This is a genomic window from Sinanaerobacter chloroacetimidivorans (assembly GCF_018128545.1).
Lineage (GTDB): Bacteria > Bacillota > Clostridia > Peptostreptococcales > Anaerovoracaceae > Sinanaerobacter > Sinanaerobacter chloroacetimidivorans.
The window spans coordinates 47,921-63,332 of sequence record NZ_JAGSND010000018.1; the positions used below are offsets into that span (position 1 = coordinate 47,921).

Here is a 15,412-nt window from a genome sequence, read left to right on the forward strand (position 1 = left end):
AAGAAAAAAGAGCAGATAATTAGGGTATATTTTCCAATTCCGTTTTCAATGGTGTGCGGGCGATTAACTCAGCCGGTTAGAGTGCCATCGTCACAAGGTGGAAGTCGTTGGTTCGAATCCAATATCGCCCACCATTTTTTAATTCTGAATAGTCAGGACAGTATAAAAGGCAGCTTTCAGCTGCCTTTTATACTAGAAATCTCTATAGATCATAAAATAATATTCTGAAAACATTATAATAAAAAAACACTATAGTTTTCATTCGTGATATATAAAAATTTAAATACGATTCAAAAAAAATTTATGTTAAGAACAATTAACAAAACTATAATCATATTCTAATATATGCAGAGTATACTGAAACCATAGCAAAGAAGAAAGGAGTGATTGAAAATATGGAAGAGTATTATTATTTCGAAGGTAGTGAAACCTTTTTCGCAGATATCCTGTTTGATACTGAGATTGATGAAAATGTAGAAAATGCTGTCTGGATCAGTCAAAGGTAGGAGTTTCCTATCTGCGAATTTAAAAAAGTATCATAAAGTGTGAAACCAGTCTTTTGACTGTTTATATATTCTTCTCTCCTCCACGGGCAACCGGCAATCATTCAATTGCAGTCAGGTTGTCTTTTTTTATCAATTTCGTAAATAATATAACCGAAACCATGTAATTTGTGATAAAATTCTCATAATCGATAATATAGAAACAAATAACATAAGGAGGGGGCAGAATGACACTGGAAGAAAAGAAGCGGCGGTGGGAGGATTTTATCTATCATGATAAGCTGGACGAGAAGGTACCGGCTGCAGTGGCAGCTTCCTGGAGGAAATGCCGGCAGGTCAGCGTAGATCCCTTTGATGGGCGGGGGAAAAAGGTACCGGATTCTATTTTAAAAAGCATTCTGAAGGAAAACCGGTGGCTGATGGAGATCGCCGGCCCTATTATGAAGAATTTGTTTCAAATTGTAATAGACTCACATTTTTTATTGGTGCTGACAGACAGCTGCGGCTATATCCTGGATACTATCGGTGATCGAACCATTAATGAGAAGGCGGAAAACCTGTGCTTTGAGACCGGAATGCTCTGGAGTGATGAGGAGGTGGGAAGCAATGCTATCGGCATTGCTCTGGACCAGAATATACAGATTCAGATGAGCGGAGCCGAACATTATTGCCTTACCCACCATGAGTGGACCTGCTCTGCAGCCCCTATCCACGGTATCAACGGCGAAGTGGTGGGCTGCATCAACATTTCGGGCAGCGCGGAAGCCGTTCACAGCCACTCACTGGGTATCGTTACGGCGGCGTCTTTTGCCATTGAGACTCAAATTTTGCAAAGGCACAGTATGGAACTGATGCGTACCGCATTGGACAGCTCCTCAGACGGTATTATTCTCCTGGATCATACCTTTCGCAGCATTTGGATGAACCGTTCTGCTCAAAGTATCCTGAACATTCAATTGGAGGAATTGTCAAATCACGACTTCCGAGATATTATGCCGGAGGTTGCCTGGGATAATCCGGAATGGAGGACGTCAGGAAAGCAGTACAGCCGGACGGACTGCAAGCTGAAGCTGAATAAGCCGGTATTTGCCTGCAGTGCCAGCGTGGTTCCGATTCTTTCCGATGGAAAGTTAAACGGCTTTTCCGTCTCCTTTAATAAGCTGGAAAGCTTGCTGCAAACGGTAAACAAAGTAACCGGAAACCATGCATCCTACACCTTTGACCATATCTATGCCCAGGATCCGTTGATGAAACGGACGATACAAATGGCCAAAAAATATGCAAAATATGATGGATGTATCCTAATTGAAGGAGAAAGTGGTACCGGAAAAGAATTGTTTGCCCAGGCGATTCACAACGCAAGCAATCGTGCTGAAGGCCCCTTTGTGGCGGTGAATTCCTCCTCTATTCCCAGAGATCTGGTGGAAAGCGAACTTTTCGGATATGAAAAAGGAGCTTTTACCGGTGCCTTAAAGGAAGGAAAACCGGGGAAATTTGAACTAGCTGATCACGGAACTATTTTTCTGGATGAAATCGGTGAAATGCCCCTGGAATTTCAGGCGAAGCTGCTGCGGGTGGCACAGCTTCACAGTGTCCAGCGTCTGGGAGGTAAATATGAAAAGAAACTGGACATCAGAATTATTGTGGCCACCAACCGGAATTTGAAGGAAGAAGTTTTGCAGAAGACCTTCCGGGAGGATCTCTACTTTAGATTTAACGTTTTAAAATTAAACATACCTCCTCTTCGGGAACGGCCGGAGGATATCGCTTACTGTGCCTTGCAGTTTTTAGAACATTTTAATGAGCGGTATCCCGAACAGAAAAAGAGTATGGAGGAAAGCTTCATCAGGCATCTTCAGTCCTACAACTGGCCCGGCAACGTCCGGGAACTCCAGAACTACATTGAACGTAACTTCTATATCAGTACGGGAGATACCCTTTCGGTCCAAGTGCCGCTGTATGATACCCTGGAGACTATAGAGTTACAGGGATCAGGAAACGGACCCGGAGGATATGGTGTATTGACCCTGGAACAGATTGAAAGAGAAAATATACAGGAGATCCTGAGAGGCTGCGGCGGAAATGTTGACCTTGCAGCGGAAAGACTTGCTATCAGCAGGGCAGCCCTTTACCGCAGGCTAAAAAAGTACGGAATCAGTACAAGAGAAATTCGTAAGAGTATCTAAATGAAATTTACGAAAGTGAGATATTTTTCGAGTCACTGATACAAAAATATACGAAAACGAGAAAATATATTTCTTATTAATTTAAGAAATATATTTTTTTTATCTGAATTATTCTTTTTCTTATTTTTTTTCCTTATGTAAAGTAAGTAAAATTCCTTTTTCCCCTAGATGACTTCAGTATTTTTTCGAAATTGATACATACATTGGAGCCTTGGCATGATATCTGCTATATAAAGTCGGTAATAAACAGAAGGAAAGGAGAGAGGGAAGATAGGCAGATACATAATAGAATTTGGCCTTGGAATGGATTTTCACGGCCAGGATGTGAACAAGGCGGCTCAGAAAGCGGTAAATGATGCCATCTCAAAAAGCTGCCTGTGCGGTCTCGAGGAGGTTCTGCACATCCGGGATTTTGATGAAAAGGTTAGAGTGGAGGTTACGGTAGCGGTATCGGATCCTGATCAAATTCAAAAGGAATCGGTGAAGCGCTGCCTGCCTGTTGGAACTGTCAACGTGAAAGCGGTCCAGGGAGGATTTCGGGTCCCGGGCCTTTACCTTCCGGGATTCGGGGACAAGGATGACAGTATCGAAGTGGCTGTTGCCTGCATCGAGGTCTGGATTATCGGTCAGGAAGGATTATTGAATGGAAAAGAGGAGATAGAATGATGAAAGTAAATGAGAAGGTCATACGAGATATGTATATCAGTATGAAGAAAATTCGTGCATTTGAAACTACTGCCATGAATGTTTTTGCAGAAGGAAAAATTCCGGGATTTGTACATTTATATATCGGTGAGGAAGCGGTGGCTACGGGAGTATGCAGGCACCTCAGAGAAGACGACTATATCACCAGTACCCACCGGGGGCATGGACATATTATTGCCAAAGGCGGAGATCTGAAATTTATGATGGCTGAGCTTTTCGGGAAGTCCACGGGATACTGCAAGGGAAAAGGAGGCTCCATGCATATTGCGGATGCTTCAAAGGGGATCCTGGGCGCCAATGGAATTGTAGGGGCCGGGCACAACATTGCTGTGGGGGCTGGTTTGTCGGCAAAATACCGGGGAACGGACCAAGTGTGTGCCTGCTTTTTCGGCGATGCTTCCACCAATCAAGGAACCTTTCACGAATCACTGAATCTGGCAAGCGTATGGAAGCTTCCGGTAGTTTTCGTGTGTGAGAACAATTACTACGGGATTTCCATGAGTCAAGCAAAACATCAGGCCATCAAGGATGTTTCGGATCGGGGCGCTGCATACGGCATTCCGGGAATTACCGTGGACGGAAATGATATTTTTGCCGTAGCCGAAGCGGCTGAGGAAGCGGTAAAACGTGCGAGAAGCGGACTTGGACCTACACTTTTGGAATGTAAAACCTACCGGCACCGAGGTCATTTTGAAGGAGATCCAGGTTCTTACAAGCCTACGGAGGAGCAGGAGGAATGGCTGGAAAAAGATCCTATTCCAAAACTCGTCCGATTTGTTACCGAAAATAATATCTTGACGAAGGAGTCCATTCAGAAGCTTGACGCATCTATTGACAAAGAAATCGAAGAGGCGGTAGCCTTTGCTCTTGAAAGCCCGGAACCGGAGATTTCCAAAGCAGTTGAGGATATTTATTACGATATCATTGAGGAGGTACGTGTACGATGAAGAAGATGACCTATGGTGAAGCAATCCGGGAAGGTATGAGCATAAGAATGCGGGAAGACAAGAATGTATTGGTATTCGGCGAGGATGTAGGAGCCTTTGGCGGATGCTTTGGTGTTACTGCCGGAATGTATGAAGAATTTGGAGCGGAACGGGTAAGGGACACCCCGATCTCGGAAGGCGTTATCATCGGCTGTGCTGTAGGAGCAGCCGCAACGGGACTGAAGCCTATTGCGGAGCTGATGTTTATTGATTTTCTTACGGTGGGCATGGATCAGCTTGTGAATCAGGCAGCCAAGATGCGGTATATGTTTGGTGGACACATCAGCCTCCCCATGGTAGTACGTTTGCCGGCCGGAGGCGGTGTATCCGCAGCAGCTCAGCATTCCCAATCGCTGGAAGCCTGGCTCACTCACGTTCCGGGACTGAAGGTGGTTTATCCCTCCACTCCCCAGGATGCTCTGGGTCTGATGCTGTCCGCCATTGATGATAATGATCCTGTCATGTTTGTAGAACATAAGGCTATGTATGCACAAAAAGGGGAGGTCATCGATTTCAGCCCTATTCCTCTTGGAAAGGGAGATATAAAACGTCAGGGCACCGATGTCACCGTCATTGCTACCGGTAAAATGGTTCAGGAAGCACTGACCGCTGCCGCAGAACTGGAAAAGGACGGAATCAGCTGCGAAGTGCTGGACCCACGGACGCTGTACCCGCTGGATAAGGCTTTGATACGGTCATCTCTGGAAAAGACCCACCGGGTGGTCATCATAACGGAGGAAAATAAACGGGGTGGTTATGGAGGAGAAATTTCCGCTATGATTTCCGAAGAATATTTTGATTTTTTGGATGCCCCTATCATCAGGATTGGCGCGTTGAACACCCCGATTCCATTTGCCGTATGCCTGGAGCAGTATGTGCTGCCGAATGCGAAGGATGTGGTAAAGGCCGTAAAGGAGATCGTATAAGTGGGCACTTCCATTGGGATCATTGCAAATCCGGCATCCGGGAAGGATATCCGGCGACTGGTGTCCTATGCAACGGTAATCGATAATCAGGAGAAAATTAATATTCTGAAACGGATCGTGCTGGCGGCGCAAAGTTTTGGGGTAGGACATATCTTTTTCATGCCAGATTCCTTTCAAATGGGTTGGCGGGTAACGAAAGAGCTTTTAGCGGAAGGAAGGCTGCAGGCCGAATGTAAGATGCTGGAGATGACCTGCAAGGACTGTACCCATGATTCCACCGCAGCGGCAAAGAAAATGGAAGAGCTGGGAGTCGGATGTGTAGTCGTTCTGGGAGGAGACGGCACCAGCCGTGCAGTAGCCAAGGGCATCAGGGAGACTCCGATTCTGCCAGTTTCCACAGGAACGAACAATGTATACCCCATGATGGTGGAGGGGACGGTGGCAGGCATGGCCGCAGCCTTTGCGGCAGGAGCAGCCTCCCCAAAGGAGGTATGCTGCAAAGATAAACGGATTGAACTCTATGTAAATGGAAAGCTTGCAGATATTGCCCTCATCGATGCAGTGATTACAATGGACCATTGTGTAGGAGCCAGGGCCGTTTGGGATCTTGGACGAATCAGGGAGATTGCAGTAACAAGATGTCATCCGGCCAGTATTGGATTTTCAGCCATTCCGGGCAGTCTTGCCATGGTATCCCCGGAGGATGACTTTGGCTATCTGCTGCAAGCAAACCATTCCGCCGATGGTGTCCTTGCACCGGTAGCCGCAGGTTTACTGCAGGGATTTGGTGTGGGAGAGCATGGAAGGCTGATGCTGAACCAGGATTACGAATATCAGCGGAAGGGAACCTGCATGGCAGCCCTTGACGGAGAGCGGGAACTGCTGCTGCGTGAGGAAGATTCCCTGGTCCTTCGCATCACGAGAGAAGGTCCCTGGCGTGTAGACGTCAGAGGAACCCTGGAGAAGGCCTGTCGTGAGGGACGGTTCCGACAGGAGCGGCTTCCGAAGATCTGATTTTGAAAGGAAGGTAAGCCCTAATTTAGGAATCTTAGTAAGGAGGAAAAATAGATGGCAAGTGTATTGGTTATGCCGAAGCTGGGTCTGACAATGACAGAAGGAATCATAGCAAAATGGCATAAACAGGAAGGAGACTCTGTACGTGCGGGAGAAATCCTTTATGAAGTAGAAACAGATAAACTGACAAACGATGTTGAGTCAAAAGAAGATGGTATTCTTCTTAAAATTATCATACCCGAAGGTGAAACTGCTCCCTGCCTGGAGCCGGTGGCGATTATCGGAACCGCCGGAGAGGATATCAGCGGTCTGGCAGGAGCAGGTGGTACCACGGCGGAAACACCCAAAGAGGGCGGCAAAGCAGAGAGGATTATCGCATCTCCTGCTGCAAAAAAACTGGCGGCGGAAAAAAAGATTACCCTTGAAAAAATCCAGGGAACAGGACCCAAGGGACGCATCATTTTGAAAGATGTGGAGGAATATCAGGAGGATCTCCCGGTATCCGGGGGAGATACGTCGGGAGTTGTCAAAGTAAAGGCAACCCCTGTAGCGGCAAAGATGGCAGCTGAGCTAGATGTGAATCTGACTGAGCTTTCTGCTGAGGGCAGAAGGATCTCAAAGGCGGATGTGGCTGCCTTTGTGAAGCAGGGACCGCAACCGAAGCAAAGAGCGACGGAGGCCGTGGTGCCTATGAGCGCTATGAGAAAGGTTATTGCAAAGAGAATGGGTGCCAGCCACAGTACCTGCCCGACGGTAACCTATGACATCAGCATCGACATGTCAGCCCTCCAGTCCATGAAAGATGGAATGAAAAAGGAAACTATCAAAATATCCTATACGGATATTCTAACCTATATTGCAGCCAGAACTCTGCTGGAATTTCCGCTGCTGAATTGTACCATAGACGGAGAGAACCTGATTTACAAGAACTACGTCAATATGGGAATTGCTGTGGCACTCCCGGATGGCCTTCTGGTACCAGTGATCAGAAATGCTCATCAGAAGGGAATCACGGAAATTTCAACGGAGCTTCTTTCCTTGTCGGAGGATGCAAAGAACGGAAACCTGGCTCCGGATGCCCTGCAGGGAGGTACCTTTACCATCACCAATTTGGGCATGTACGGTATCGAGAGCTTTTCTCCCATTATCAACTTGCCGGAGGTGGCTATTTTAGGGGTCAATACCATTCAGAAAGCTCCTGTCTATGAGGGTGGTACTTTCGTGATGAAGCCCTTGATGAAGGTCTCTCTGACGGCAGATCACAGAGCTGTGGACGGAGCGGTGGCTGCGCAATTTCTGTCCCAGTTAAAGAGGAATATGGAAAATCCATATCTGCTCATGCTATAGGAGGCGGAATTATGGTAAAAATCGCAGTAATTGGAGGCGGTCCGGGAGGATATGTGGCTGCTATACGGGGCGCTCAGCTTGGAGCTGAGGTCACCTTGATTGAAAAGGATAAGCTGGGAGGAACCTGCCTGAATGTGGGATGTATTCCTACAAAGGCACTGCTTCACAGTGCCGGTCTTTATGAAGAGGTCAAAAACGGAAGCAATGTCGGCATTATGGCAGAACCCAAGCTTGATTTCAAGCAGGTTCAGGCTCATAAGGCGGAAGTGGTAGAACGGCTGGTCTCCGGTGTTACAGGGCTTATGAAGGTAAATAAGATTAAATATATAAAGGGAACTGCGGAATTCGAAAGAGCTGATACACTGCGGATTCGATCAGAGAATGGAGTACAAGCAGCTACCTTTGACAAAATCATCATAGCATCGGGTTCTGTTCCTTTTCTTCCTCCTATTCCAGGTATTGAACATCCTTGCTGTATAGACAGCGCCGGAGCGCTGAGTTTGGAGGAGGTACCTTCGTCTATGGTGATCATAGGGGGAGGCGTCATCGGCATTGAACTGGCTACTGCCTATTCTGCCTTTGGTTCAAAAATCACTATTGTTGAAATGATGCCTGAGATTCTTCCTATGATGGATGGGGAACTAACAAGGATAGTGAGAAAAAATTTGGAGCGAAAGGGGATTAAGATTCTTACCGCTACCAAGGTGGTGTCCATCGAAGATCAGCAAAAGTGTGCCGGAGTGCGGGTGGAGGCCCAGGGCAAGGAAGAAGTCATTTCAGGTGAAAAGGTTCTGGTTTGCGTGGGAAGGCGCGCTGATACGGAGTCCTTGCAGCTTCAGAAGGCAAATATTAAAACGGAGCGGGGCAGAATCACAGTAAATGAATGGATGCAGACGAGCCAGCCCAATGTATATGCTATCGGAGACTGTGCAAGTCCTGTCATGCTCGCTCATATTGCTTCCGCACAGGGAGAACTCACTGCAGAGCATGCGCTCGGTCATGCAGGAGTTTATCTGGAGCAAACCAATCCCTCCTGTGTCTATACGGAGCCTGAGTTTGCCGCAGTGGGACTAACAGAAGAAAAAGCAAAGGAAAAGAAGATTGATTATATTGTTGGAAAGTTTCCTTTGGCAGCAAACGGCAAAGCACTTATCATGAACGGCGGTGAGGGAATGATCAAAATCATTGCTGATGCAAAATATAAAGAGGTTCTCGGAATGCATATCCTGGGGCCAAGAGCTACGGATCTCATTACCGAAGGGGCATTGGCAATCAGGCTGGAAGCCACTCTGGAAGAGCTGATCTCCACCATCCATGCCCATCCCACGCTGGGTGAGGCAGTAAGAGAATCGGCATTGGCAGGGGAAAAACGAGCCATTCATATTCCCAATCTGTAAAAGCTGGGAAAACAATTGTCCCGGAGCAGCTAAATTCCTATTGCTCCGGGACAGTATTTTTATACGAAGAGGAAGTAAAACAGCTTCTGACTTTGCTTAATAAATTACTGGAAAAATTTTATTAAATTTATAAAATAGAATTGAAAATTATAGGGCAGAGTGCTATATTTAACTCATGGCGGCTAAGGGGTAAGGCCGGGATTTTATCCGGTGGGAGCTGCCATCAAAGAAACCCCAACCAGGAAAAGGCAAATAACACAATCTGGAAAGTTGTAAACTATGGGGAATTAGCGCAGCTGGGAGAGCGCCGCGTTCGCAATGCGGAGGTCAGGGGTTCGATCCCCCTATTCTCCACCAATGTAAAAAAGTACCCTCGAAGCAAAGTTGGTCTCGAGGGTACTTTTTTGCATCTAATGAAAGTAAAGGGGAGAGAACCCCTGACCAAGAGGGTATCGGGAGATGGAATCTCCTGATTAGAGTATATCGCATACTAGCTCGCCCAATTTTTGAAAAAAATTGTCGGCGAACTTATGCAAAGAAATCACAAATATCTGATTTGTAGATTTTACTGCAATTGACGATTAATGTTGAAATAGAGCGATATACGGATCACCGTTCCGGGGGTGACAGGCATCGTCAGATGCCGCCGATAGGGGGCAGAGCCCCATGCGGAACATGCGTCAGCATGTTGGGAAGGTGGTTCGATCCTCCTATTCTCCACCAAACACCAAACGTCGCAATTATGCGGCGTTTTTTGTGTTTGGTAGGAGAATGGGGGATTTGCGTGATACATGGCATACTGATTCGGCGATCGAAGTCCGAAGCCGCGTCGAGGCTTTTGCCGTGGCAAAGTTAATGTGGTATAATATGAATATATTGCCTGCGGGCATACGAATGATTGGAGCAATTTATTCGTGGCAAATAGAATCATAAATACAAAAGCATTGTATTTCAACAAATACATACAGAACAGCCTCGGCATGATTCCCAATTATCCTGGTACTCTAATCCAGGCGCCGATGGGATATGGCAAAACTACAGCAGTTAGAAATTTCCTGTCTACAATTGATGCAGATGTAATATGGCAAAGTGTCTATGACCAAGGGGACACAGAATTCTGGGCCGGTTTTTGCCAGGCCATATCCAGGATTGACGCAGGCTGCGGAAATCAATTGAAGAAAATCGGCATGCCAAAAGAGAGCTTGATGAAACGCGAAGCCATGTCATTGCTGGAACAACTGCATTTACAGAAAAGATCATTTCTCGTAATCGATGATTACCATTTTGTGAAAACTCCGGAGGTCGATGATTTTCTAGAGGTATTTGTGCGCAATGTGCCGGCAGAACTACATTTGATTATTCTTTCGAGGACATCTGTTTTTAAGAACACCAGTGAACTACAGCTGAAGGGGATTATCAATTATATCGGCATCCAGGCACTGCAATTTTCGCCTTCTGATATTAAGGAATACTATGCCATTTGCGGAATTAAAATTAATGAAAAAGAGCTGTCGGAAATATACAGCCGCACCGAGGGTTGGGTCTCCGCCCTGTATCTGTTGGCGCGGGAATATGAACTGCACGGAGCTTTTGTTCTGACGAAAAGTATATCGGAGTTGATTTATCATGCGGTATACGAACCGCTTGATGAGGACGTAAAAGCCTTTTTAATGTCTGTCTGCCATTTTGATCAATTCAGCCTACAGCAGGCCGAGTACATGTGGAATCAGAACGCAGGACAATTGCTGAAACTGCTGATGGAGCATAATGCATTTATTATCCTCGATCCCGATAGCGGAGGCTATTGCTTTCACAGCATATTTTCCTCCTGCCTCCAAGAGCGGTTTCGTTTGCTCGACGAAAAGAAGATGGAAGATATATGGAGAAAAATGGGGGAATTATATCTAAAAAACAAGGAATACCTGCTTTCCATGAAGAGCTTCTGCAAAGCAAAGGACTATAACGGTTTCCTGACTGCGTTGGAACAAGACAAAGGAGACAGCATTTTTTTCGAACAGAAAGAGTTTATTGCGGAGCACTACGACAAGTGTCCTGTGGAAGTAAAAAGAGAGCATCCCGTTGCAATTTTAGTCTTTATGATCATCATGCTGGTTAATTTCAGTGAGTTGGCATTATTCGAAGCAGCGTGCAGAGAGTTTCTGTGGTGCCTTGAAAACAACCCAGTACTTGATCCAGAGGAAAAAAACCAGTTGATGGGAGAGTATGAACTTGTGCTTGGTATTGCATCTTTCAACGATATGTTTATGATGGGTGAGCATTTTGCAAAAGCGGAATCCCTTCTGCGATTCCCGCCGAAATCCCTTACCAGCAACAACAGCTGGACCTTCGGCTCGCCCTCGGTTTTATGCTTGTATCACAGAGAAGCTGGCGCGTTAAAACATACGATACAATACTATCAAAACACTTCAAATTATAGTGCCAGTACCGACGGACATGGAAGAGGAGCAAGTAATCTCATGGAAGCCGAATGGCAATATCATCTCGGTGCATTTGAAAACGCAGAGATTTTGACCTTTAAAGCGATCAATGAGGCAAGATCAAGTGATCAGAATCTGGATATTGTTCTTTGCGCAAACTTCCTGCTGATGAGACTGGCTCTGCTGAAAGGTAATTTTTCTCAGGCCCAGTCATTGCTTTTGCAGATGCGCGAGGAAATAAAAGAAAAACAGGTCTATACGCTGATCTATACCATTGAACTGTGTGATGCGTATCTCCATGCCTGTCTTGGACAGGCTGACAACATCTCCGACTGGCTTATGGAGGAAGAATATCTGAAGAATATGTTTCCTCCCAGTATCGCCTTTGCCAATATTGTCTTGGGAAAAACGTTGCTGGCACAGAGAAAGGCAACCAAGCTTCTGGGTCTGTCCGGAGAATTTTTACAGCAGGCTTCTGTTTTTCCCAACCTGCTGGCGTCGATCTATATTGAAATCTATGTTGCTGCGGCAAACTGCCAGCTGTCACGGACTGACGCGGGTGTAAAGGCTCTGAAAAGATCAATCGATATGGCGGCGCCAGATGGCCTTATTCTACCGTTTGTGGAGAATGCGGACGGACTGGAGCCCCTGCTTCATCTTGTCATTCGGGAAGAAAAGTATTCCGGATTTATCAAAGAGGTCATGAGCGTCGGCAGTCTATACCGTGCCGCTGTCAGCAAAATCAATCTGGAGCATTTTACCCGTAAACCCCCCAGGCTCACCGCACGGGAAAAGGAAGTTGCTTTGCTTGTCATGGAAGGCCTGAACAACAAGGAGATCGGCAGCTCCTTATACATATCGCCAAATACGGTAAAACGAGAGCTGAAAAGTATTTTCAGCAAACTGGGGATTAACTCACGGGTTCTGCTGAAAAAAGAAATGTTTCTTTAACCCGGAGAAAATATTATGAGCCACTGGGTAATTGCCGGTTCCGAAAATCCGTCCTATAATCAAAGCAAGATGGATTTTTTAGGTCGGAAGGAGTTTTTTCATGCCCACTATTACAAGTGTCCAGCCCATGCGTAATTTTATGATTAAGGTTGGATTCGACAACGGGACGATCGTAACGCTGAATATGGAGCATAAATTGAATACAATAAGGTTTCAGCAGCTCCGGGACAGAGCGCTTTTCTGCAGTGCGGTAACAGATGGCTACAGCATAAAATGGAATGAATTTATTGAAATATCAATAACAGAAATTTTTGAAATTGCGCAGATAAGCTAGCGAATGCTGTCACAAAAGAAATCATCCCGCGAATTTTTACCCAGTGGGTAATAGAAATGTGTTTTGATCCACCATACAATTTGTATGGTGGATTTTGTTTTGCCTGGGCTGATTACAACAGCTGCGCCCAGTGTGATGAAATCAATAACAAAAGGAGAAATGATTTATGAAAAAATTTATAAAGAAAATCATATCTGTTCTGTTGGCGCTTACCGTCATATTAGGTTCGCTGCCCATGGGCATGACAGAGGTTCATGCTTTTGCCGGAACCTGGGCGGATTTTGCCGGATCGGGGTTTGCCGGCGGAGACGGAAGCCAGGCAAACCCGTACCAGATTGCCACGGCAGAACAGCTGGCATATCTGGCTAAGCAGGTCAATAACGGAACAACTTACTCAAGCAAATATTTTAAGTTGACGACTAATATAGACGTTAGCGCCCACGTATGGGAGCCAATCGGATATTTATCAACGTCACCTGCAAATGATACTTTTTTTCAAGGACACTTTGACGGTAATGGTTATTATGTTAAAGATGTTCACTTTGGCTCAGGAGTTACCGGCCCGAATCAGGACTATGTACACGGGGGCTTGTTTGGCCAGACAAACGGAGCAACAATACAAAATCTGGGAGTCAACACTACCAGCAGTTCCTATTCAGGTATGAGCCTTGAAGGCAAAAATTCCGTATGGTTAGGCGCGCTTGTCGGCCTTGCGGAAAGCACGACGATCACCAATTGCTATTCCACAGGAGACAAAGCAGTCACGATCGGGCATAATGCTACCTCGGCCGGCGCTGGTACATATAAACCCGCTGTCGGCGGCCTGGTGGGCGTTGCATCAGGCTCCACAATAGATCGGTGCTATTCGGATGTTAAAGTGGCTATAGGTTATTATGCGGATGCCGGAGGTTTAGTTGGAAGAATTTCCAGTACCACTGTTAAAAACAGCTATTCTGTTGCTCCTGTAGGGAGTACAGCCGAACGGGGTATTGTTGTAAACCCCGACATGGTCGTTGGCAGTGAAGTTCCGTATATCGGAGGGCTGGTAGGTTCTTGCTTTACATATGGTAAGATAATAAATTGCTATGCAAACCGCAATATTTATAATGTCAACGGAAGTACTTCTCCGAATTTCGCGATGCGCATCGGGGGATTGGTCGGATATCAAGATGTCTGGGCCACCGGGATCGAAAACTGTTACGCGGCGGGATCCATTGCGTTAACGAACACAAGTGCGGATGCGAAACGCAGCGCTCTGGTGGGTGAGAATGTTTCTAAAATTTACAATTCTTACTGTGTATACGGCGATGCTCCGATAGGAGTAGACAGCGCTCCTGCCAAGTCAGATGTGGTTCAGCTAACCGACGCCGAGATGAAAGGCGGGGCGGCATCGATACAGTACTATACCTCTTACACAGACGACTCAACCAAGACCTTAGGAGGAACAGTTGCATCCGTCATTGATGCACTCAATCTCGGAAGAGCGGCAACAGGAATTGCATGCTATGGTTGGAAAGCCGATAGCACTTCATCAAACAACGGATATCCGGTGTTCGATACCGGATCAGCCTCAACGATTTCACTGAAGAATAAGACCGTTCAATATAACGGTGTGGCTGTGGCATATACATCAGCTGACGTTGCATCACTGAGCGGATCCGGCGGCAACGTAAGCTACAAATATTATTCTGACGCAGCCTGCAACACAGAAATTGCAGCCCCTATCAATGCAGGGACTTATTATGTAAAAGCGACGGTTGCAGCGGACAGCCTCTATGGCAGCGCCGTCTCTGCGGCGACAACTCTGACGATCAACAAAGCGGCACTTACGATTACGCCTGATAGCGGTCAGCAAAAGGCAGCAGGCGTTGCGGAACCCGTACTGACCTATAACTACAGTGGAAATATCAGCGGAGAGACGCCTGCTTTTAGCGGAACGCTCTCTCGTGCCGTCGGCGAAGCGGCGGGAACTTACGCCATCAGCCAGGGTACTCTGGCGATTACAGATAACGGCGCCTTCCTCGCAAACAACTATACGTTAACAGTTGATTCTACTAAGGTATTTACTATTGCAATGGTTCCGGTCACTGACATCACCGGAATACCGACCGAGATGACCGCAGGCACACTGCTGACGCTTTCCGGCGCGGTGGATCCGGTGAATGCAACGAATAAAACTATCAGCTGGAGCATTAAGATCGATGGAGGAACCAGCGCCACTATCAGCGGAAACACTCTTTCCGCCGCAAATGCAGGCACCGTTACGGTGACTGCAACAATTACTGACGGCACGGCAGTGGGAACAAATTACAAGAAAGACTTCACCATTGCGGTGAGCGTGCCGTTTATATCGGTCACTGACATCACCGGAATACCGACTGCGATGACCGCAGGAACACCGCTGACGCTTTCCGGCGCGGTGGCGCCCGCCGGAGCAACAAACCAAACCATCGTTTGGAGTGTGAAGGATGCAGGGACTACCGGTGCCACCATCAGCGGAAACACTCTTTCCGCCGCAAATGCAGGCACCGTTACGGTGACTGCAACGATTACTGACGGCACGGCAGTGGGAACAAATTACAAGAAAGACTTCACCATTGCGGTGAGCGTGCCGTTTATATCGGT

The 15,412-nt window shown here is 46.7% G+C and carries 11 protein-coding genes and 2 tRNA genes; all 13 read left to right on the forward strand.

Annotated features, from left to right (window positions below):
* Positions 1-57 precede the first annotated feature (57 nt).
* Positions 58-134 (forward strand) — tRNA-Val (locus KCX82_RS18885).
* A gap of 249 nt (positions 135-383) precedes the next feature.
* Positions 384-506 (forward strand): hypothetical protein, encoded by a 123-nt coding sequence (locus tag KCX82_RS23040; RefSeq protein WP_264373328.1) that lies wholly within the window; start codon positions 384-386, stop codon positions 504-506.
* A 224-nt stretch (positions 507-730) separates the two neighbouring features.
* On the forward strand, positions 731-2,689 hold the full coding sequence (locus KCX82_RS18890; RefSeq protein WP_227020048.1) for a sigma-54-dependent Fis family transcriptional regulator: 1,959 nt from the start codon (positions 731-733) through the stop codon (positions 2,687-2,689).
* Between the two features lie 285 nt (positions 2,690-2,974).
* Entirely contained in the window at positions 2,975-3,355 is a 381-nt protein-coding gene (locus tag KCX82_RS18895; RefSeq protein ID WP_227020078.1) for a Lin0512 family protein, read from the forward strand.
* Positions 3,352-4,341, forward strand: coding sequence for a thiamine pyrophosphate-dependent dehydrogenase E1 component subunit alpha (locus tag KCX82_RS18900; RefSeq protein ID WP_227020049.1), 990 nt, complete (start codon positions 3,352-3,354; stop codon positions 4,339-4,341). Before KCX82_RS18895 ends, KCX82_RS18900 begins: the two co-directional genes overlap by 4 nt.
* A complete protein-coding gene (locus tag KCX82_RS18905; RefSeq protein ID WP_227020050.1) occupies positions 4,338-5,306 on the forward strand; it encodes an alpha-ketoacid dehydrogenase subunit beta in 969 nt (322 codons plus the stop codon). Before KCX82_RS18900 ends, KCX82_RS18905 begins: the two co-directional genes overlap by 4 nt.
* A complete protein-coding gene (locus KCX82_RS18910) occupies positions 5,307-6,320 on the forward strand; it encodes an NAD(+)/NADH kinase (RefSeq protein ID WP_227020051.1) in 1,014 nt (337 codons plus the stop codon).
* Positions 6,321-6,374: 54 nt separating this feature from the next.
* Entirely contained in the window at positions 6,375-7,667 is a 1,293-nt protein-coding gene (locus tag KCX82_RS18915; RefSeq protein WP_227020052.1) for a 2-oxo acid dehydrogenase subunit E2, read from the forward strand.
* 11 nt (positions 7,668-7,678) lie between these two features.
* Positions 7,679-9,064, forward strand: a complete 1,386-nt coding sequence (lpdA, locus tag KCX82_RS18920; protein WP_227020053.1) for a dihydrolipoyl dehydrogenase — start codon at positions 7,679-7,681, stop codon at positions 9,062-9,064.
* 281 nt (positions 9,065-9,345) lie between these two features.
* Positions 9,346-9,421: transfer RNA gene (locus KCX82_RS18925), tRNA-Ala, on the forward strand.
* A gap of 557 nt (positions 9,422-9,978) precedes the next feature.
* Complete coding sequence (locus KCX82_RS23175) at positions 9,979-12,453, forward strand: winged helix-turn-helix domain-containing protein (protein ID WP_227020054.1); 2,475 nt, start codon at positions 9,979-9,981, stop codon at positions 12,451-12,453.
* Between the two features lie 100 nt (positions 12,454-12,553).
* Positions 12,554-12,787: a DUF2442 domain-containing protein gene (locus KCX82_RS18935; protein WP_227020055.1), complete on the forward strand. Its 234-nt coding sequence runs from the start codon at positions 12,554-12,556 to the stop codon at positions 12,785-12,787.
* A gap of 166 nt (positions 12,788-12,953) precedes the next feature.
* Positions 12,954-15,412: GLUG motif-containing protein (locus tag KCX82_RS18940; protein WP_264373329.1), on the forward strand; the 2,459-nt coding region annotated here is incomplete at its 3' end.